The following is an 18,015-nucleotide window of genomic DNA, read 5'->3' on the forward strand; positions in this document are numbered from 1 at the left end:
GCCAAAACAAGGTGTCACGCAGGTGAGCGGCCCGGGTACTTGGGTGTTGGACGTGCCGGGTTGGCGCTACCGGTGCTGAATGTGTTCAGCGGGGAGCGGCACCGAAGATGTTCAGCTCCAAGAGTTCCATCTCAGCACGGCGGTAGCGGGCCTTGCTGGCTTTTTGCAGCAATTCACGGGCTTTGGCTTGGTCCGGGTTGACCCCGTCTCCCGCACGGTACATCGTGGCCAGCTCAAATTGAGCGATCGGGAAACCTTGATCGGCGGCCTTTTGAAACCAGTGCAAGGCCTTGGATTTGTCGCTGACCAGCGGCACGGATGCATCGCTGGCTGCATCACGCCATGGCGCAGCGCCATGCAGGTGCAGGCGACCCAATAGTGTCATGGCCACCACATTGCCGCCTTCGGCTTGTTGCTGCCATTTGGGCATGTCTGTGGCGCCCAAGTCATCGATCAGCTGGTCCATGTGTGCCTGCAGTTTGCCCAGCTCATGCGCTTGCATGCCCAAAAACCAGAGTGTGGGCAAGGTGGCTTCAGCGGGGAATGCTGCGCGCTGTGGGCCTTGCACGCTGCTGCCGACCCCTGAGCGCAAACTTTGACCCGCCGTGATGCGGGTGCCTTCAGGCGGAATCAAGAAATAGGCGTCCGTCAGGGAGGTTTCGAACCAGGGAATCTGATCGTCCCGGGTGGCATTGCGCACCAGGGTGTTCACTTTTTTGAAAATGTCTTCCAGAGTCAGCCCCGGGTCCAGCAGGGTTTTGGCCAAGGTGGCGGTGTAGGTGCTGTTGGCGCCCACGCCATCGGCGGCCAGCTGACCGGGTTGCGTGGAATAGGCCAGCAACGTGCCGCGTGGCGCCAGCACCCGGGCCAGGCCCATGGGGCCATTGCTGCGGTAACGGACGGGCGGTGGCGGCTGAAACGGGTTGTCGCGACAGGCATCCAAAATCACGATGTTCACGGCGGACGCCGCGGAAGACACCTCATCCAGCAAGCGCCGCAAGGGGTAGGCGCGCAGCTGCACGTTTTGTTCGCTGCTCAGCTGAATGTCCACCGGCATCAGGTAGCTGGCGCCATTGATTTGCAAACCATGTCCGGCATAAAACACCAAGGAAGTGGCCCCGGCAGGCAAGGCGGCTGCAAAGGCTGATACACGCTGGCTCATGTCAGCGCGCGACAAATTCAGGTGTGTTTGCACCTCGAAGCCGAGTTTGAGCAATGTTTCGCTCATCAGGCGCGCATCTTGGGTGGGGTTTTTCAGTGCGCGGTTGGCGCCTGCGTATTGGCCATTGCCGATGACCAAGGCGAACTTGCGTGTCTGATTGCGCTGGGTTTCGGGCGGTCGGGATTCGGACGTTTGGGCCAGCAGGGGCGGGGCCAGCAGGGCGCTCAGCCAGCACAGTGCCACAAAGGCCAGCCGCATTACCGGGGACATGCAGCGGCTGCGCGATCCACATCCACAGGGATGGCTTGCTCCACCCATGGGCTGTTGCGCAGCAAGGCCAGTGTTTCTGGCGTGGACGAACCCGCAGAGCCACGCACCCAGATTTCGCCATCTTGATTGGGGCCGCTGATCAGCTGCAATTGCAGCGTGCGCAGCATTTGCACCACATGGACCCACTGCACCTGAGGCGACAAGGCAATGCGAATGCCGAGAGCCTGTATGCAATTGACCTGCTCACCCCGGAAACGCTCCAGGCCTTGACTTGTTGAGCCGCCTTGAGGGGACAACAGCCCCATGCCCGTGACCAGTAACCCACCCAGTACAACGCCAGCCACCGCACTGATCCACGGCCCGGCCAGCACATCGCGCGCACCCTGGGGGGTTTGAGCTTGGGCTTGGGGCGCAACAGGCGCTTTGTGCCAGTTCAGTTCGCGGTACAGCCGCGCCAGGCGCACGGACTCGGGAATGTTCGAGCGCAAGCGTTGACTGTGCAGGCGCTCTTGGTGGGCTTGCTCAATGTCGGCACGCTTGTGAGGATGCTGGGCCAAATGGCTGTCCATCCAGCTGCGCTCTTGGGCGGCCAAGGTGCCGTTGACATAAAACGGCACATTCTCGTCAAACCGAAGTTCATCTGTTTGTGGCTCGTTCATGACTGGGGTCCTTGGTTAAATTTCTGGATGCATTGGCGCAAAAACTTTCTGGCGTTGTGCAGCCGTGACTTCACCGTGCCGATGGCGCACTGCTGAATGACGGCAATCTCATCCATGCTGGCATCCTTTGAATAGGCCCAATAAATCGCCTCTTTTTGCAGGTCCGGCAACTGCTCGCGGCAGTGTGACAAGGCCTCGCCGTCTTCGATGTTTATGGCTTGTGTCGGCGTATCGCCCGCAGGGTCTGGCCAATCGCAGACTTCCAGATCCTCCATGGACTCGGTGCGAATGCGCCTGCCCTGCTTGCGCATGCGGTCATAAACCTTGTGTTTGGCAATGCTCAACAACCAGCTCGTAAACGATGAGTCGCCCTTGAAGGCCAATGGGTTCTTGCCCAGCGCAAAAAAAACATCGTTGACGATCTCATCCGCATCTTCGCGATCGGCGCGCATGTGCATGACAAAACGAAACACATCGTCGTGGTAGGACTGGTAGATGCGCTCAAACGCTTGCGGATTTTTGGGACTGATTTGGGCCAACAGGTGTTTCAGGGTGGATTCAGGCAAGTGGCTCATGGCAGAAGGCAAAAGTCAGGGCCTGCGAATTCTAGAAGAGTTTTAAAAAAGTGAACCTTAGGCACTCATTGCGGACACTAAAAGATGTCGCAAACATTGATTAAAGGAGTCGACATGCAATTCTCTAAAACGCTGATCGCGCTGGGCCTTGTGGCGGGCTTGGCTGTGGCACAAGCGCAGACCACCCTGACATCCCCCCTGGTGGAAGGCCAATGCAGCAACGGTGCTGTTTACAAATTGCAGACCTATCAACAACACCATGCGGGGCAACAGGTCAAGGGCTATGCCTACGAAGGGCCCTTGGGGCAAGGCACCGTGTTGTCCACCGTGCCCCTGGACCAGGCCCAGCGCCTGGTCTGCAAGGAGCCGGGCGTGGGTCGGTGGTTGCCTGACGATGGGGATGATCAGTGAGTACCACCCTCGCACGCAACAGCGGGTGCGGGGCGATTTTAGCGGTCATTGCGCATTGAAGTACGATCAAAGTAATCTTTAAGTAATATTAAAGAATGACTATCGAAACACGGTCCGGTCAGCCAAAACGTGGTTCGTATCTTCCCCGCAATGCCCGCTATTCATGACATCAAAGCTCAACACATGGTTTAAAAACCTGACTTGTGAATTCCAAAAACTGACCGTCATCAGGTTTTTCATGGGCCACTGGGCTGCCGCAGCCTTCAGTGCCGCCATGACCATCGTTCTGGAGCATCTGGGCTATTTGCAGTTGTTCACCAAATTGTCCTGGTTGGTCTTGTTCAGTTTGCCTACGACGGGGGCGCAAACGCCTGTGAGTTTTCAGTCAGGCATGCCTGCCGTTGTACTGATCCAGGAAGCCGACTTTGTCACCCGGTATGGCGAGAAAACACCACTGGACCGGTGTGTACTGGCGGGCGATATCCAAAGGGTTTTGGCCAAATCACCCCAAAGACTGGCGGTTGATTTTGACCTGTCGCCCATGATGGGCAACAACGCGATGGATGTGCAGTGCCAAGCACGCCTGGACAGTTTGCTCGATGAAAACAGTGAACGATTGATTGCGCTGGTGCCTTTTGCCACCAGCAACCCGGCCTTGCGAGAGAAAAAGCATGCGTGGATGAACGCTCGATGCCAAGCCGGATTGGCGTTTGCAGATGGCCGACTCGATGCTGCCATGGGCATCGTCACAGAACACGATGTCGGTGAGGGGGATGATTTGAAAGCCCGGATCGCTGAGCAAATGCGCGAGGGTCCCTCAGCCTACATTTGCACGCAGGTTCAATCTGCCAGCACGCCAGAAGCCAATCCCTGGCTGAATGAACAGCGCAGCACATCGGATGCAGCCATCCACCATGAAAGCGCCCCCCTTCATTTCCGCAGCGCCATCCACCAATTGGCCGTGATCCCACTGGACGGCGACACATTTGAAAGGCTTCCTTCGTTGCAGGACAGCCCGGTTTTGCTGGGAGGGGATTGGGGCCGTGATGACAGTTTCCTGACGGGCATTGGCGAACAAGCCGGGGCTGTGGTGCACGGGGTGCGAATCGTGAACTTGAAAGAGCCTGTCAAGGCGCCGTCACCTTTGTTTGCGTTTCTGCTGGACATGGGGATCGCCATGGGATTTGCCTGGCTGGTCAATTACTTTTGGTCGACCTATGTGGATTGGCGAAAACTCGATCACCACTTTCATGGGAATGGCCACAAGGTTGCTTTGGGTGCCTTGATCCTGGTCTTGTTTGTGGTGGCCTACCTGGGCTTGACGCTGTTCTTTATATTTTCAGCGCATTACTTGCTTGAAACCCAGGGGCTGGTGATCGCGCCCATTTTGATTGCGGTGTCCATGCTGTTGGATGGTTTTGTGTCGGGGCCTGTCGAAAAGCTCAATGAGTTGCTTGAAGAAGAATCAGAGAACGCCTGGCGGCACAGGTCTTTGGACCTTGAAGAAGCTTTGCCCGAAGAAATCACGCGGGTGATGAACAACATTCTGTGCATGTTGGGCATGGGTGTGTGGGTGGTGCTTCTGGCCTGGTTTTGGGGGGCGCAAGCGCTGACCCATTTGTCTGGTTTGATCTTCGAGAGTTTGATGATCATTTTTTACCTGGCGTTGCTGGTGCAAGTCTTCGCCTATGTCTACCAACCTCAATTGCGCCTGAAAGATGCGCAGGGCAGGGCAGGCCACAAGAACCCCCACCCAAGTCATGCCGATACGCAAGACGCGAATGAAAAGTCGGGCACACACAGCCACGCATCCAAAGCGGGCCGAATTTTCGGGCGTCCGAAAAAAATGAAGGATTTGATGGCCATCGGCAAAGTGTTTTCAGTCTTGAAAACCTGCGCCTTCTGGGCGGTGTTGGTCGCAGCGACGTATTTGCAGACGTTCGGGCATTGATCCGCAGAAAGCGCTTGAAGTGAAGAAAAGAAGATCCACGAGGAACAAAACATGAGACAAAGTCAAACCCTGGCAGCCCTGCGCAAGCTGGCGATTGCGTCCTGGGTGTGCGCCCTGCACATCGACGTATCGGCGCAATCGGCGCAATCGGCGCAAGACTGCCAACTGCGATTGCCCCCCGATGCGGCGACCAGCAGTCTGGCCAAGGATATGGCCAAGACAAACCCCTGCACGCTGGTGCCTGGCCTGAAAGCCCAGTCTCTTGATGAGGTGTGGAAAGCCTTCATGAAGCATGGCAAAACGGGCGGCAAGCGCTTTGATGATCCACCGCGTGGCATCCCGTCAGGTGTGGTGATGGTTCGGGCGGAAGGGCTCACATTTGATCTGCAGGACAAAGTGGCAGAGGGCTTGATCAGCCTGAACATTTTTGCAGGATCGACCAAGGTGGTGGATCTGAGAAAACCTGGCGCCAAAGTGGTGATACCGGCTGAGAAATTCCAAGCAGGCGTGAGCTACAAGTGGCAGCTGCTGACTGGCCGCGACGATTACTGGGGCCGCATGAAAGTGCTGGACGCAGAAAGCCAGGACACCTTGCAGCAAAGGTTGGCGGCGCTGGCAAAAGCCGACGTGAGTCCTGAAATCAGAAACATCTATACAGCCGCAATTTATGACGAGGCTGATCTGATCTTCGACCGTGATCGCATTTTTTCTGACATGAACAAGGAGAAGTGATCATGAAGTCCATGTCAAACCAGCTCGTGAAATATGGCAGCTACAACACGGCGACTTTTGGTGTCAAGCGCTTGACGCGCCTGAGCATGCTCATGCTGTGCATCGGCGCCGCAGGCTTGGGCTCTGGCACCTATGCGCAGGACCCAGCGGCGGAGCCTGCCAAGGAGGCGCTGTCCTCAGAATCCGTTCAAAAAGCAGTGGGATCGGCCCTTTCCTCCATCGGTAATTTCTTCAAGAAAGCCGTGAACGCGCCGGAAAAGGCCGCGGAGCCGAACGATGAAGTCAACAACGACAGTGGTAAAGCCGCCACCAGTTCGACGGGACTCAACATCATTGACATCACCCAGATCAGCTCGGTTTCCAGCAGCGTGTTGGACCCTCTGTGCAACGAACCCGTGCAGCCGTTTGGCATCACTGATAACGCCGCATCTTTGCTGATGTTGGCTGGGAAGATGAAATTGCAGGGTTCTTTGAGCATGCTGACGCCGGGCGGAGGCGGTGCCCCTCAGTACAAGCCCGCCGATGTGATCAAGATGGCAGCGCGCAACCTGAACTGGTTGCCCCAAGAGTTGGAGATGAAGCTGGGCGAAACGCTGTTGCAAGATACCGACATTCTGGATGAGCGCAGAAACAAGGCGTCTGAGCGCATCTATCGCAAGGCCCGCACCGTCATGGACGATCTGGTGAAGTTGCTGCCACAACCCTTGCCTTACAACTTCAAAATTCTGGTGAGCAAAGCCAGCCATCGCAGTGCCTCTGCTTTGCCAGGGGGCATCATCGTGGCCGACCGGGATCTTTTTGAAGATGACGCCGACTTGGACTATGCGTATTTCGTGATCGGTCACGAGATTTCCCATGTCCTTCAACGTCATCAAACACGCGCCTATCAAGCCCGGCTGGTCGACGGCATAGACACGATTGAAAACCTCAGCAAATTCATCGCCTCCAATCAGCAGTCCTCACCGGGTTCCATCCTCGCTTTTGGCACCTCCTTGAAAAAGCTGGTGGTGGATTTTTCTGAACAACAAGAGCTGCAGGCCGACAGCTGCTCCATCCGCTGGATGAGCCAACGCTTGGCAGACCCCAAAAAGCTGCAAAGCAAGATGCAACGCATCACGCAGCAAATTGCCCCGGTCGGAAAAGTCACCCCAAACAACCTGAGCGGTCAAAACGTGATCGATGTGCTCAAGCAGCTCGGCGACGGCGTGTATGAACGCCACCCCAGCGGCAATCAAAGAAGAGAAAACATCTTGAACACGCTGCAGACGGTCATTGCAGGGCAGTGAGTGTTGAATATAAATTCAAAGGAATTTGAATTTACATATTCACAAAGTGCTTTTGATTGTTTAAAGGTAAATTTTCAATTTGATTTAATTAATTTGGTTTTTTAAAATGAAAGGGGTTGGTTATGAAAGAGATCGAAGGTCATATTTCTTTGTTGGGTAACGCTGTAGTATCTCCAAAAGGAATTACGACTTACAGTGTGATTAAAATAGATGAAAAAATAATTCAAAAAGTAAGAATACCCACTTCGTTGGATTCCTTTTTGATAGTTGGCGAGCGCGTAACAATTTATATGCGCAAATCTTTGATTTTGGGTGTCAAAAGAGAAGATGGTGTTTTGTATTGCTATTCTTCAAAAATATTTTTGGCTATTATTTTGATTTTGCTGGGCATTCCTTTGATTCCATTTTTCGGAATCGGAATTTTATTTGTATGGATGGGGTGGGGGGAGTATTTAAATCACAAAATCATCAAGGAGCTTGAAAATAAAGGAGCAATTCCAATAAATATGTAGCGCAAGAAAATAAGAAACTCCAGATGCCTCAGCAATTTATTTGCTGAGGCATCCTTCATCAGTGTCAATTGCTACCGTTCTTGTTGCAAACGCGGATGCGCCCATCCCACTCCATCACCACCAAGGTCGCAGACAGCGGCAACACCAGCGAATAGTCCGACACGGGATCGGTGGTGGCGCCGCCAGCGGCAAAGCCCGCCCATGGGAACCAGGTGTTGTCGGTGTGGTTGATGTTGTTGTATTTCACTTTGCCGGTGGTCACGTTTCCAAGTCCTGCGCCTGTGACGCTGGTGCCTGTGATGGCGAGGGTGTTGCTGGATTGGCCGCCCAGGTTGCAAGTCCAGTTGCCGTTGATCGCGGACTCGGACAGTGATTTGACTTCGCTCAGATACCAGACGCCTGTGCGCAGATAACCTTCTTCGTTCGTGCGGTTCATGTCCAGCGTCAAGGCCTTTCCAAGGTTGCTGGCGATGACGGTGGCCTTGCCAAAGTTGGCGAATGTGATGAGACCGTTGCTGTCCAGGCTGAGCGCGACAGAGGCTTCTTGCGGCGTGCTGCCCCCCACGGATGTGCAGATATCGCTGACGAATTGACCGCTGCGGCACAGGGATGCACGCGTGCCATCGGCGGCGATCCTGATTTGACCCACACCAAAGTCCAAGCTGCCGCCACTGACGGCATCGCGGGACGCCATCATGAAGTTGTAGGTGCCCGCGAGCTTGCTCAAGGCGGTGGCTTTGTAGGCCGTTCCGCTCACGCTGGCTTCTTTGTTGCCGATTTTCAGATTACCGCTAACGCTTTGCGTGCTGCTGTCGGTAGTCAGCTTGCCGATGTCGCTGCCGCCAGTTTGGAGGGTGTAGCTTGTGCGTGAGCCTGTGGCCGTACCCGCTGAAATCGTGCCTTGCAGGTCACGCAGTCCATAGGCGGTGCTGACCACCTTGAGCGTAAAGGTGTTGTTGTTGGTATTGAGTGTCACGCGCCAGGTGTCGCCAATGTCTGCCATCAGGTCGTAAACGCCCGACGCCATCAATTCGGCACCCATGGCGCTGGCGTTGCTGGTGGCTGCAGCACTCACTTGAGTGTCAGCAGAGTCTGTGTTGTTGTTGGTCTGATCAGGGGTGCTGCTTGAACCTCCGCCACAAGCCGAAAGCGCGGCAATGGCCATCAATGAAAGCAAAAAGTGGGTGGGTTGACGAAAACGCATGGTGAAGCTCCTTAGGGTGCAGTGGACAAAGGTTTGAGTAGGACTCATGCATAAATCGTTTTTGATTTCAAAATGGTTCAAAAGTTTGATGAAAACACTCACATTCAATGAATTAAGACTGAGCGCCACCGCACAGCACCACTACCTGACCCTCATTTGCCAGTGGGAAGAGCAGGCCTACGGCAAGGGTCTGCACCGTCAGCCTGATGAGTTGGCGCGTTGTGTCGGCAAAAATGGCGCTGGTTTTATCGTCTTATTACAAGAAGACGAATTGCTGGCGTATGCCGATGTGTGGCAGTTGACGACGGACTTTTATGAACGCTTGCGTGTGGGGGTGATTGACGAGGAATCCATTGAGGCGCGGGACATCCTGTCGTGCACAGACGATTGCACCGGTCTGTGGTACGTTGGCAGCATGATCGTCAACCCCCGCCTTGAGGCAGAACCAACCGACACGTGCAGCATTGGCGTTTGCCAGTTTGTGCAACGCATTGCCTGGCATTTTCAAACAGCACAGCCCGTTTCCAGCGCGTGTGCTTGGGGTAGGATCGTCAGCTTTTGGCAGCAAGCTCATGAAAAAATGGGGCTTTGGGCCAGTGCAGGCAGACGTACACGCCATTGATTTGCGGCCAAGGATGGAGAAATCCTTGCAGACCGCAGACGCGGCCAATATTTTTGGCATGGCTCGCTAATCTGATTCGATACGGGCATTGCAGTGACCTGTAAGTGATGGACATTGAAAGTAAAGGACACCATGGGCAACCGACTCACACAAATCGCCACCCGCACCGGCGACAACGGCACCACCGGCTTGGGCAATAACCAGCGGGTGTCCAAAAACAGCTTGCGTGTGCACGCCATGGGCGAGGTGGACGAGCTCAACTCCAACATCGGCGTGCTGCTGTGCGAAGACATGGCCGCTGACGTGCGTGATGTGCTGGTCGAGGTGCAGCACCAGCTGTTCAACCTGGGGGGCGAGCTGTCCATTCCCGGTTTTGAATTGCTCAAGGAAGAGGCTGTCGCGGCACTCGACACGGCGCTGGCCAAATACAACGCCCAACTGCCCAAGCTCGAAGAGTTCATCTTGCCCGCAGGCACCCGTGGCGCGTCGCAAGCCCATGTGTGCCGCACCGTGGCGCGTCGCGCCGAGCGTGCTTGTGTGGCGCTGGGCAACGAAGAAGCGCTGAATGACACGCCCCGTCAGTACCTTAACCGCCTGTCGGACTTGATGTTTGTGCTGGCCCGTGTGCTCAACCGGATGAACGGCGGGGACGATGTGTATTGGAAAAGCGCACGCATGAGCCAAGGCTCCGGTGCCGAGTGAAACCTCTGCATCTTGGCGCGCTGACCTTGGCTTGGGCCTGCCAGGCGCAGGCCGCGCCACAAACCGTGACCTTGTCATGTGCGGTGGCCTACCTGCCCGCCCGCAGCACCTGGGTGCGCGAGGTGCAAATCGACTGGGACCGCAAAACCATCCGCAACGTGCGCATTGACGGGCTGACGCCATACAGTTTTTCCATCCATCCCCATGGCGTGTCCACCGCCATCGACAACGAGCGCATTCAGATTGATCTGCGCCAGGCCCAATGGACCAGTGACTTTCGTGGCTTGGCATCAGGCCAGGGCCGTTGCGAAACCGTGAGCCGATAAACCTGTCACCTATGCGCATGTTTTGAGGGGTGTGGGTCGTGACAGCCGGGCATGGCCACTGCTACGCTCAGTGTCATGACTAAAGCCACATTGCCCCACGCTCCCGCACCCTATGTGCCGCAGATTCGCCTGTACCAGAACTGGTTGCGTGACCAGCGCGGCCTGACGTTTGACACCTACAACGACCTCTGGCGCTGGTCGGTCTCCGAGTTGGATGGGTTTTGGCAAAGCATCTGGGATTACTTCGAAATGGAGTCGCCCACCCCGCACACCGCCGTGCTGGCAGACAACGTGATGCTGGGCGCCAAGTGGTTCCCCGGTGCCAAGACCAACTACGCACACCAGGTGCTGCGCCATGTCCAGCCCGCGCATGCGGCCGGATTCCCGGCGGTCATCAGCATCAATGAAAAAGGCCTGCGCCGAGAGATGAGCTGGCCCGAACTGCGCCGCCAGGTGGCCGCGATGGCTTTGCACCTGCAGGCGCACGGCGTGCAGCCGGGTGACCGCGTGGCCGCCTACCTGCCCAACATCCCCGAGGCCATGGTGGCGTTTTTGGCCACCGTCAGCGTGGGCGGCGTGTGGAGCATTTGCGCCCCCGACATGGGCACCAACGCCGTGCTCGACCGCTTCAAGCAGATCGAGCCCAAGGTGCTGATCGCTGTGGACGGCGTGAGCTATGGCGGGCGAGACTTTGACCGCATGACCGTGGTGCAGGAGCTCAAGGACGCCCTGCCCAGCGTGCAGCACGTCATCATCCATGACAACCTCGGCACCGTCGACATCGCCCAGTGCGACGTGGCTGCGAGCGTGCCCATGTCGGTGGTCACCTCTCGCGACGACGCCGAGGTGCAGGTCTTCGAGCCTATGTGGCTGCCCTTTGACCACCCGCTGTGGATCGTTTACTCGAGCGGCACCACCGGCCTGCCCAAACCCATCGTGCACGGCCACGGCGGCACCGTGATCGTGGCCTTGGCCAACAAAATCCTGCACAACGACGTGGGTTGCAGCTACCACGCCAACAGCTTTGGCGAGCGCTTTCACTGGTACAGCTCCACCGGCTGGGTCATGTGGAACGCCCAGGTCGCGGGCCTGCTCAATGGCGTGACCTGCGTGATTTATGACGGCAACCCTGGCGGCAGCAAAGACAACCCCGATTGGGGCATTTTGTGGCGCATGGCATCTGAAGAAAAGGTCACCTTCTTTGGCGCGGGTGCGGCCTTTTTTGCCAACTGCCAAAAGGTCGGTGTTGACCTGTCGCGTTGCGGCGACCTGTCGCTGATCCGCGCTTTGGGCACCACCGGCTCGCCCTTGTCACCTGAGACGCAAAGCTGGGGCACCGAAGAGTTCAAGAAGATCGGCACCGACATCTGGTGGTGCAACATTTCGGGCGGCACCGACTTTGCGGGCGCCTTTGTGGGCGGCCACCGCGAGCTGCCTCAAGAGCCCGGTGTCATGCAGTGCCGCATGCTGGGTGCCGCAGTCGAATCGTGGAACGAAGCCGGCGTGCCGGTCAAGGGCGAAGTGGGCGAGTTGGTTTGCACGCAGCCCATTCCTTCGATGCCGCTGTTCTTTTGGGGCGACAAAGAAAACGCCCGTTACCTGAGCAGTTACTTCGAGATGTACCCCGCAGGCCATGGCCGACAACCCGGTGGCGGCGACGGCCCGGCCAGCATGGGTGGCGTTTGGCGCCACGGCGACTGGCTGCGCATTGGCAACGCAGACCCGGAAACAAAGGGCGAGGGCGAAGGCTGCGTGATCTTTGGCCGCAGCGACGCCACCATCAACCGCCACGGCCTGCGCATGGGCACCAGCGAGCTGTACAGCGCCGTCGAAGCCCTGCCCGAAGTCATGGACTCCATGGTCGTGGACCTGGAGTATTTGGGCAAGGAAAGCTACATGCCGCTCTTTGTGGTGTTGCGCCCCGGCACGACGCTGGACGAAGCGCTCCAAGCCAAGCTCAACAACGCCATCAAGGTGGCGCTCAGCCCGAGATTTATCCCCAACGAAATCTTTCAGGTGGCTGAGATTCCGCGCACCTTGTCCGGCAAAAAGCAGGAACTGCCGATCAAGAAACTCATGCTCGGTCAGCCGTTGGAGAAGGTCGTCAACAAGGACGCCATGGCCAACCCGGGGTGTCTCGATTGGTATGTGGAACTGGCCAAACAGCATTTGGCCAAGGCTTGATACGCAGGCGCTCTTGATCCGTCATGGGGATTCGCTCAAGCACTGACTGGATCGCCAAGTCACAAGTTCCTTGCGATGACGGGGAAAGCGGTATCGCACAACACCACCGTCATGGCGAGTGAAGCGCGGCAATCCAGAAGCTTATTGATCCAGCAAGCGAAGTCTGCAGGGTGACTTCGAACTTGCACCTTGTGGGCGCTAGCCCTGCTGGCGATCAGACGCTTGAGGACCCCAGGCTTTTCGCTTGCAGGGCAAGCTCCCACACAAACATTGCAACTGGCAACACCCGGCTCAGACTTCATCGGGCCGAATCCATATGCCTGCCATGTCGGAGCACAGCGCGGCGGGGTGTGGCATGACTCACCAGCGACATGGACGGCGCCAAGTGCGGCGCATCATGCGCCATAGCCTCTGCATCAACGGCCTGAGTACCTTTTTGATCCAACCGGAGTTCTTGTCATGCGCATCGTTTGTGGAGTTCTGATGTCTTTGGCCTTGGTGGGGTGTGCTTCTGCGCCTTCATCCAAAACTGTCGCGCTGCCTTCTGCCGTGACGCCGCAGATCGCCGCAGAACTGCGCAAAATCGGCCCCGTCGTCGCACCGCCGCCCACCGAAAAACTCTACGCCCCGCTGGCCGAGCGCGAGCCCTATGCGGGCGTGCAGGTGCGCCGCGACGTGCGTTATGGCGCAGATGCCCGAAACCTGCTGGACGTGTTCACCTCCGACAAACCGCAGGCGGGCCAGCCCGTGCTGGTGTTCGTGCACGGCGGCGCCTTCATGCGCGGCGAGCGCCGCACCGGTGACAGCCCGTTTTACGACAACATCATGCTGTGGGCCGTGCGCCAGGGCATGGTCGGCGTCAACATGACCTACCGCTTGGCCCCGGCCAACCCCTGGCCTGCCGCGCAGCAAGACATCCAGTCCGCCCTGAAATGGGTGCGTGAAAACATCGCCGCCAGCGGCGGCAACCCCCAGCGCATCATCCTCATGGGCCACTCGGCCGGTGCTGCCCATGTGGCGCAATACGTGGCGCACCCGCAGTTCCATGTCGTCCCTGGCTCGGGCTTGGCTGGTGCCGTTCTGCTCTCTGGCCTCTTTGACCCGGCCACTTCGGAGGTCAACCCGCCCCTGCAAGCCTACTTTGGCAAAGACGCCGCGCAATACCCCGCTCGCTCGGCCGTGCCCGGCCTGGTGGCCGCCAAGGTGCCCCTGCTCCTGGCGTATGCCGAGCTGGACCCGCCAGACTTTCACGCCCAAAGCGAACAACTCAACGCTGCGCTGTGCAAGGCGGGCCAATGCCCCGGCCTCTACAAACTTATGGGCCACAGCCACATGTCCGAGGTCTATTCGATCAACAGCGCGGACAAAACAGTGGCCAACTTGATCAAGCAGTGGGTGGATCGGGTGCGTTGAGTGCGGGCGTGGGCTGTACGAGTCTTGGTACGTTGACAACCCATATCCGCGACTTTTATTCAGAGCTTTGAATAAAAGTCGCGACTAAATTCCAAAGTACTTTTAAAAAGTCGCAAAATAGCGCCCATGAAACGCTACCTAGACGACCGTGTGCAGGCCGACTTGGCCCGCAAAATGGTGTTCCTCACCGGCCCCCGCCAGGTGGGCAAAACAACGCTCAGCCGCCAACTGATCGCCCAGCAAGGCGGGCAATACCTGAACTACGACGTGCCAGCCGACCGGGCGCTCATCCTGAACCAGCGCTGGAGTCCTCAAGCGACGCTGCTGGTGCTCGACGAAATCCACAAAATGCCCGACTGGAAAGCATGGCTCAAAGGCGTCTATGACGGCAAACCCGCCAGCCAGCAACTGCTGGTCACGGGCAGCGCCCGCATGGACACCTTCCGCCAAAGTGGCGAATCGCTGGCCGGACGCTTTTTCGGTTTGCGTCTTCACCCTCTGTCGGTGCGCGAATGGTGTGAGCAAACCGGGGCCACGCCCGATGCGGCGTTGACCCACCTGCTGGAGCGTGGCGGCTTTCCCGAGCCCTGTCTGGCGCCTGATAACGAACAGGCCGAGCGCTGGCGCAGGCAATACTTTGACGGCTTGGTGCGCAACGACGTGCAGGAGTTTTCGCGCATTCAGGAGGTCAACGCCATCCGCCTGTTTGCCCAAATGCTGCGCTCGCGTGTGGGCTCGCCCCTGTCGCTGGCCAGCATCGCTCGAGACTTGGCCGTGTCGCCCGTGACGCTGAAAAAATACCTCGACATTCTGGAGGCGCTCTACATCGTGTTTGTGGTGCGCCCCTGGCACGACAACATCGCCCGCTCGGTGCTGCAAACCCCCAAGGTCTATTTTTACGACACCGGCCTGGTCGAAGGCGACGAAGGCCTGCGCTTTGAAAACCTGGTGGCCACCGCCTTGCTCAAGCAGGTGCAATGGCAGCACGATGTGCAAGGCAAAGAGGCGGGCTTGCACTACATCCGCACCAAAGATGGCGCCGAGGTGGACTTTGCGCTGAGCGAAAAAAACCAGCTCACGCAGTTGGTGGAATCCAAGCTGTACGACGAAAAACCGCACCGCGCATTGCAACGCTTTGCGCTGGAAAAAGCCCCGGTGCAGGCCGTGCAGGTGGTGCGCCATGCGCGGCACAGCTACACCTTGGGCCATATTCAGGTGGCAGCAGCGCCTGAATATTTGAATGGGCTGGCGACCTGAACATGAATAAAACGAAGTCATTGACCTTGCCATTGAATGCGGCTGTTTGGCAAAGCTGGGCCTTGGAGCTTTTTGAATTCACACGCAAAGAAGCCCAGGCGTGCTGGTTTGCCGGATTGTTTTTCCTGTCGGTGTGGCTGGTGCCGCGTACGGGCATATGGGGCGTCGCCCGCTACGATGTGCTGCTGCTCATCGCCTTGGTCATTCAGTTGGGCATGCTGGTGTCAGGCATGGAAAGCTGGGATGAACTCAAGGCCATTTGTGTGTTTCATGTGCTGGGCTTTGCGCTCGAAGTATTCAAGACCTCCAGCGGCATCAAGTCCTGGTCCTACCCCGATCCGGCATGGAGCAAGTTGTGGGGCGTGCCCCTGTTTTCCGGCTTCATGTATGCGGCGGTGGGCAGCTACATCATTCAGGCTTGGCGCTTGCTGAATATGAGGGTGGAGCACCACCCGCCCTATTGGATGGCGGGATGGGTGGCCAGTGCCATCTATCTGAACTTTTTCACCCACCACTACATCGGCGATTACCGCTGGTACCTGGGCGCGCTGGCGCTGGGGCTCTATGCCCGTTCGCGCATCGTGTTTCGCCCCCACCAGACAGACCGCCGCATGCCTTTGGCGCTGGGCTTGGTGCTGGTGGCATTCTTCATCTGGTTGGCGGAAAACATCGGCACCTTCTTTGGCCTGTGGGCCTACCCCCACCAAATGGGCGCATGGGCCGCCGTGCATGTGAGCAAATGGAGCGCCTGGTCCTTGTTGGTGCTCATGAGCTTCACCATCGTCACCAACCTCAAACACATCAAGGCCACCATCCATGTGCCGCAATGAATCCACGTCGCGCAGTCGCTGGGTGTCGTTGGCAGGCATCGGTATGGTCATTGCCCTGGGCCTGGCATCGCGCCGCTACGGCCAGCATTGGCCCTATGGCCTGAACAACCACCCTGGCGATGCGCTGTGGGCACTCATGATGTTCGGTGTCTGGTCACTTTTTCGCCCTGTGGCCACAACAGCCTTTTTGGCCCAAGCCAGCTTGCTGACGTGCTACCTGGTGGAGTTTTCGCAGCGGGTCCAAGCCCCGTGGCTCAACGCCATTCGGCACACCGTGTGGGGGCGGCTGGTGTTGGGGGCCAGCTTTTCATGGACAGATTTGGCGGCTTACACCGTTGGCGTGGCGGTGGGTGTGCTGCTGGACCGGTGGCGGACAGGGCAGAAAAACCGCATCGCGTTTTGAGGGTGCAAGCCCGATGAGGTGGGAACAGAAGGCGCGTCGCGGGTTTGAAACCATTCATGAAAAGAACTTCAAACGGAGCAGTTACTTGAAAATTCCTTCAACGACAACAGCTTGAATCACCCGTATCATTGAAATATCTATTCAGTTATCCATTCAATGAGCAGCACCGACACCCTGATCACCGCCTTGCGACGCCACAACGGCCACGCCAGCAGCCCCGAGTTGCAGGCCCAGCTGGGCGTGAGCCAGCCCACCGTCTCGCGCCTGCTGACCCCCTTGCTGGCCTCAGGCCAAGTGGTCAAGGTGGGGGCGGCCCGGGCGCAGCGCTACCTGCTGCCGCGCGATGTGCCCGGTGTGGGCCGTCAGGTGCTCATCCACCAGGTGCAGGCCGACGGCGAACTGCAACGCTTTGGCACGCTCTACCCGCTGGCCGGTGGCGGCTTCTGGATGGACGAAGCCGACAAGGATCACGGCCAAAGCGCGTTTCACCCCAACATGCCCTGGTTCTTGATGGACACCCGACCCCAAGGTTTTTTGGGCCGGGCCTTCGCGCAGGCGCATCCTGATTTGGCCTTGCCTCCCCATTTGGCCCATTGGACCGACGATCACATCCTGCTGGCGCTGGTGAGCGCAGGCGAAGACCTGGCGGGCAACCTGCTGGTGGGCGCTGCTTCGCTTGACCGCTATCTGGCCTTGCCCACCAGCCGCAGCGCCGCCCCGGTGGTGATGGACCCAGCGCAGGATTACCCCCGTCTGGCATTACAAGCCTTGGGCAGCGCAGCCCAAGGCTCGAGCGCAGGTGGTGAGCAACCCAAGTTTTGCGCGGTGACGGGTGGCGTGCCCGTACTGGTCAAGTTCTCGCCCGCAGGCGATGGCTCGGCAGATCAGCGATGGCGCGACCTGCTGGTGTGCGAGGCCTTGGCCCTGCAAACCTTGCAAGCCGCAGGCATCGCCGCCGCACAAACCGACATCGTGCAGGCCGGTGGCCGCGTCTTTTTGCAAAGCTGCCGATTTGACCGCACCCACCAGGGCCGCGTCGGCATGGTGTCTTTGGAGATGTACGACGCGCACTACATCGGCATCGGATCGCAATGGGCCGCCACCGCCATGCAGACCGGCCGCGCCGGTGACGAAAGCCTGAGCGCCGCCGACATCCAGACCCTGTGCCTTCTCGACGCCTTTGGTGCCCTGATTGCCAACACCGACCGCCATCACGGCAATGTGTCGCTGCTGCTGCACCAGCACCGCTGGCAACTGGCCCCCGCCTACGACATGCTGCCCATGTTTTATGCCCCGGTGGCGGGCGAGGTGGTGGCGCGTGACTGGTCCAAGCAACTGCCGCGCCCCAACGCCCACACCTTGGGCGTCTGGCCGCAAGCGCGGGCGTTGGCCGTGCAGTTCTGGCAATGCGCTGTGGCGGATAAGCGGATTGGTGCCGAATTCCGAGAAGTGGCGCGGGTCAATGCCGGTGTGGTTCAGGCGCTGTGGATGTGAAATTCAGACATGCAGCCATTGA

Annotated in this window: 18 protein-coding genes; 14 read left to right on the forward strand and 4 right to left on the reverse strand. The window is 58.2% G+C overall.

The features are described from left to right. Window positions 1-85 precede the first annotated feature (85 nt). Genes B9Z51_RS12190 through B9Z51_RS12200 form a run of 3 tightly spaced genes read right to left on the reverse strand, consistent with a single transcriptional unit; the run spans window position 86 to window position 2,666 of the window. Window positions 86-1,432, reverse strand: a complete 1,347-nt coding sequence (locus B9Z51_RS12190) for a caspase family protein (RefSeq protein WP_158272884.1) — start codon at window positions 1,430-1,432, stop codon at window positions 86-88. Further along, complete coding sequence (locus tag B9Z51_RS12195) at window positions 1,420-2,091, reverse strand: hypothetical protein (RefSeq protein ID WP_108375119.1); 672 nt, start codon at window positions 2,089-2,091, stop codon at window positions 1,420-1,422. Before B9Z51_RS12195 ends, B9Z51_RS12190 begins: the two co-directional genes overlap by 13 nt. Beyond that, a complete protein-coding gene (locus B9Z51_RS12200; protein ID WP_146187756.1) occupies window positions 2,088-2,666 on the reverse strand; it encodes an RNA polymerase sigma factor in 579 nt (192 codons plus the stop codon). Before B9Z51_RS12200 ends, B9Z51_RS12195 begins: the two co-directional genes overlap by 4 nt. 114 nt (window positions 2,667-2,780) lie before the next feature. Between B9Z51_RS12200 and B9Z51_RS12205 the strand changes: the two genes are divergently transcribed. The 5 genes from B9Z51_RS12205 to B9Z51_RS12225 all read left to right on the forward strand — a co-directional run bounded on the left by B9Z51_RS12205 (window position 2,781) and on the right by B9Z51_RS12225 (window position 7,558). Further along, the gene (locus B9Z51_RS12205; protein WP_108375123.1) at window positions 2,781-3,077 is read left to right on the forward strand and encodes a hypothetical protein; all 297 of its coding nucleotides are present in this window, start codon (window positions 2,781-2,783) and stop codon (window positions 3,075-3,077) included. Between the two features lie 163 nt (window positions 3,078-3,240). Then, window positions 3,241-5,028 carry a hypothetical protein gene (locus B9Z51_RS12210; RefSeq protein ID WP_108375125.1) on the forward strand — a complete coding sequence of 596 codons (1,788 nt, stop codon included), beginning with the start codon at window positions 3,241-3,243 and terminating at the stop codon, window positions 5,026-5,028. A 51-nt stretch (window positions 5,029-5,079) separates the two neighbouring features. Next, entirely contained in the window at window positions 5,080-5,760 is a 681-nt protein-coding gene (locus B9Z51_RS12215; RefSeq protein WP_108375127.1) for a hypothetical protein, read from the forward strand. A 2-nt stretch (window positions 5,761-5,762) separates the two neighbouring features. Beyond that, complete coding sequence (locus B9Z51_RS12220) at window positions 5,763-7,046, forward strand: M48 family metalloprotease (RefSeq protein WP_108375129.1); 1,284 nt, start codon at window positions 5,763-5,765, stop codon at window positions 7,044-7,046. Window positions 7,047-7,168: 122 nt separating this feature from the next. Continuing rightward, the gene (locus tag B9Z51_RS12225) at window positions 7,169-7,558 is read left to right on the forward strand and encodes a hypothetical protein (RefSeq protein ID WP_108375132.1); all 390 of its coding nucleotides are present in this window, start codon (window positions 7,169-7,171) and stop codon (window positions 7,556-7,558) included. A gap of 64 nt (window positions 7,559-7,622) precedes the next feature. On the opposite strand, the gene B9Z51_RS12230 is transcribed toward B9Z51_RS12225, so the two are convergent. After that, on the reverse strand, window positions 7,623-8,762 hold the full coding sequence (locus B9Z51_RS12230; RefSeq protein ID WP_108375134.1) for a hypothetical protein: 1,140 nt from the start codon (window positions 8,760-8,762) through the stop codon (window positions 7,623-7,625). Window positions 8,763-8,808: 46 nt separating this feature from the next. Here B9Z51_RS12230 and B9Z51_RS12235 point away from each other — a divergent pair, with 46 nt between their 5' ends. The 9 genes from B9Z51_RS12235 (at window position 8,809) to yjjJ (ending at window position 17,993) form a co-directional block, all read left to right on the forward strand. Beyond that, a complete protein-coding gene (locus B9Z51_RS12235; RefSeq protein ID WP_108375136.1) occupies window positions 8,809-9,384 on the forward strand; it encodes a hypothetical protein in 576 nt (191 codons plus the stop codon). 132 nt (window positions 9,385-9,516) lie between these two features. Then, the gene (locus B9Z51_RS12240; protein WP_108375138.1) at window positions 9,517-10,086 is read left to right on the forward strand and encodes a cob(I)yrinic acid a,c-diamide adenosyltransferase; all 570 of its coding nucleotides are present in this window, start codon (window positions 9,517-9,519) and stop codon (window positions 10,084-10,086) included. After that, entirely contained in the window at window positions 10,083-10,412 is a 330-nt protein-coding gene (locus B9Z51_RS12245) for a hypothetical protein (RefSeq protein ID WP_108375140.1), read from the forward strand. Before B9Z51_RS12240 ends, B9Z51_RS12245 begins: the two co-directional genes overlap by 4 nt. Before the next feature lie 75 nt (window positions 10,413-10,487). Beyond that, on the forward strand, window positions 10,488-12,596 hold the full coding sequence (locus B9Z51_RS12250; RefSeq protein WP_233254951.1) for an acetoacetate--CoA ligase: 2,109 nt from the start codon (window positions 10,488-10,490) through the stop codon (window positions 12,594-12,596). 483 nt (window positions 12,597-13,079) lie between these two features. Beyond that, window positions 13,080-14,009: an alpha/beta hydrolase gene (locus B9Z51_RS12255; RefSeq protein ID WP_108375143.1), complete on the forward strand. Its 930-nt coding sequence runs from the start codon at window positions 13,080-13,082 to the stop codon at window positions 14,007-14,009. Between the two features lie 126 nt (window positions 14,010-14,135). Next, window positions 14,136-15,266 carry an ATP-binding protein gene (locus B9Z51_RS12260; RefSeq protein WP_108375146.1) on the forward strand — a complete coding sequence of 377 codons (1,131 nt, stop codon included), beginning with the start codon at window positions 14,136-14,138 and terminating at the stop codon, window positions 15,264-15,266. Window positions 15,267-15,268: 2 nt separating this feature from the next. Beyond that, window positions 15,269-16,096, forward strand: a complete 828-nt coding sequence (locus tag B9Z51_RS12265; protein ID WP_108375149.1) for a DUF817 domain-containing protein — start codon at window positions 15,269-15,271, stop codon at window positions 16,094-16,096. After that, window positions 16,083-16,499 (forward strand): DUF2809 domain-containing protein, encoded by a 417-nt coding sequence (locus tag B9Z51_RS12270; protein WP_108375152.1) that lies wholly within the window; start codon window positions 16,083-16,085, stop codon window positions 16,497-16,499. Before B9Z51_RS12265 ends, B9Z51_RS12270 begins: the two co-directional genes overlap by 14 nt. A gap of 156 nt (window positions 16,500-16,655) precedes the next feature. Next, the gene (gene yjjJ / locus B9Z51_RS12275) at window positions 16,656-17,993 is read left to right on the forward strand and encodes a type II toxin-antitoxin system HipA family toxin YjjJ (protein WP_108375154.1); all 1,338 of its coding nucleotides are present in this window, start codon (window positions 16,656-16,658) and stop codon (window positions 17,991-17,993) included. Window positions 17,994-18,015: the final 22 nt, after the last annotated feature.

The organism is Limnohabitans sp. T6-5 (genome assembly GCF_003063315.1).
In the GTDB taxonomy this organism is placed as follows: Bacteria; Pseudomonadota; Gammaproteobacteria; order Burkholderiales; family Burkholderiaceae_C; genus Limnohabitans_A.

What these genes read in the sequence shown, in the direction of transcription:
- B9Z51_RS12190 (WP_158272884.1), bottom strand. Translation starts at nt 1,432, where the DNA reads ATGTCCCCGGTAATGCGGCTGGCCTTTGTGGCACTGTGCTGGCTGAGC.
- B9Z51_RS12195 (WP_108375119.1), bottom strand. Translation starts at nt 2,091, where the DNA reads ATGAACGAGCCACAAACAGATGAACTTCGGTTTGACGAGAATGTGCCG.
- B9Z51_RS12200 (WP_146187756.1), bottom strand. Translation starts at nt 2,666, where the DNA reads ATGAGCCACTTGCCTGAATCCACCCTGAAACACCTGTTGGCCCAAATC.
- B9Z51_RS12205 (WP_108375123.1), top strand. Translation starts at nt 2,781, where the DNA reads ATGCAATTCTCTAAAACGCTGATCGCGCTGGGCCTTGTGGCGGGCTTG.
- B9Z51_RS12210 (WP_108375125.1), top strand. Translation starts at nt 3,241, where the DNA reads ATGACATCAAAGCTCAACACATGGTTTAAAAACCTGACTTGTGAATTC.
- B9Z51_RS12215 (WP_108375127.1), top strand. Translation starts at nt 5,080, where the DNA reads ATGAGACAAAGTCAAACCCTGGCAGCCCTGCGCAAGCTGGCGATTGCG.
- B9Z51_RS12220 (WP_108375129.1), top strand. Translation starts at nt 5,763, where the DNA reads ATGAAGTCCATGTCAAACCAGCTCGTGAAATATGGCAGCTACAACACG.
- B9Z51_RS12225 (WP_108375132.1), top strand. Translation starts at nt 7,169, where the DNA reads ATGAAAGAGATCGAAGGTCATATTTCTTTGTTGGGTAACGCTGTAGTA.
- B9Z51_RS12230 (WP_108375134.1), bottom strand. Translation starts at nt 8,762, where the DNA reads ATGCGTTTTCGTCAACCCACCCACTTTTTGCTTTCATTGATGGCCATT.
- B9Z51_RS12235 (WP_108375136.1), top strand. Translation starts at nt 8,809, where the DNA reads ATGCATAAATCGTTTTTGATTTCAAAATGGTTCAAAAGTTTGATGAAA.
- B9Z51_RS12240 (WP_108375138.1), top strand. Translation starts at nt 9,517, where the DNA reads ATGGGCAACCGACTCACACAAATCGCCACCCGCACCGGCGACAACGGC.
- B9Z51_RS12250 (WP_233254951.1), top strand. Translation starts at nt 10,488, where the DNA reads ATGACTAAAGCCACATTGCCCCACGCTCCCGCACCCTATGTGCCGCAG.
- B9Z51_RS12255 (WP_108375143.1), top strand. Translation starts at nt 13,080, where the DNA reads ATGTCTTTGGCCTTGGTGGGGTGTGCTTCTGCGCCTTCATCCAAAACT.
- B9Z51_RS12260 (WP_108375146.1), top strand. Translation starts at nt 14,136, where the DNA reads ATGAAACGCTACCTAGACGACCGTGTGCAGGCCGACTTGGCCCGCAAA.
- B9Z51_RS12265 (WP_108375149.1), top strand. Translation starts at nt 15,269, where the DNA reads ATGAATAAAACGAAGTCATTGACCTTGCCATTGAATGCGGCTGTTTGG.
- B9Z51_RS12270 (WP_108375152.1), top strand. Translation starts at nt 16,083, where the DNA reads ATGTGCCGCAATGAATCCACGTCGCGCAGTCGCTGGGTGTCGTTGGCA.
- yjjJ (WP_108375154.1), top strand. Translation starts at nt 16,656, where the DNA reads ATGAGCAGCACCGACACCCTGATCACCGCCTTGCGACGCCACAACGGC.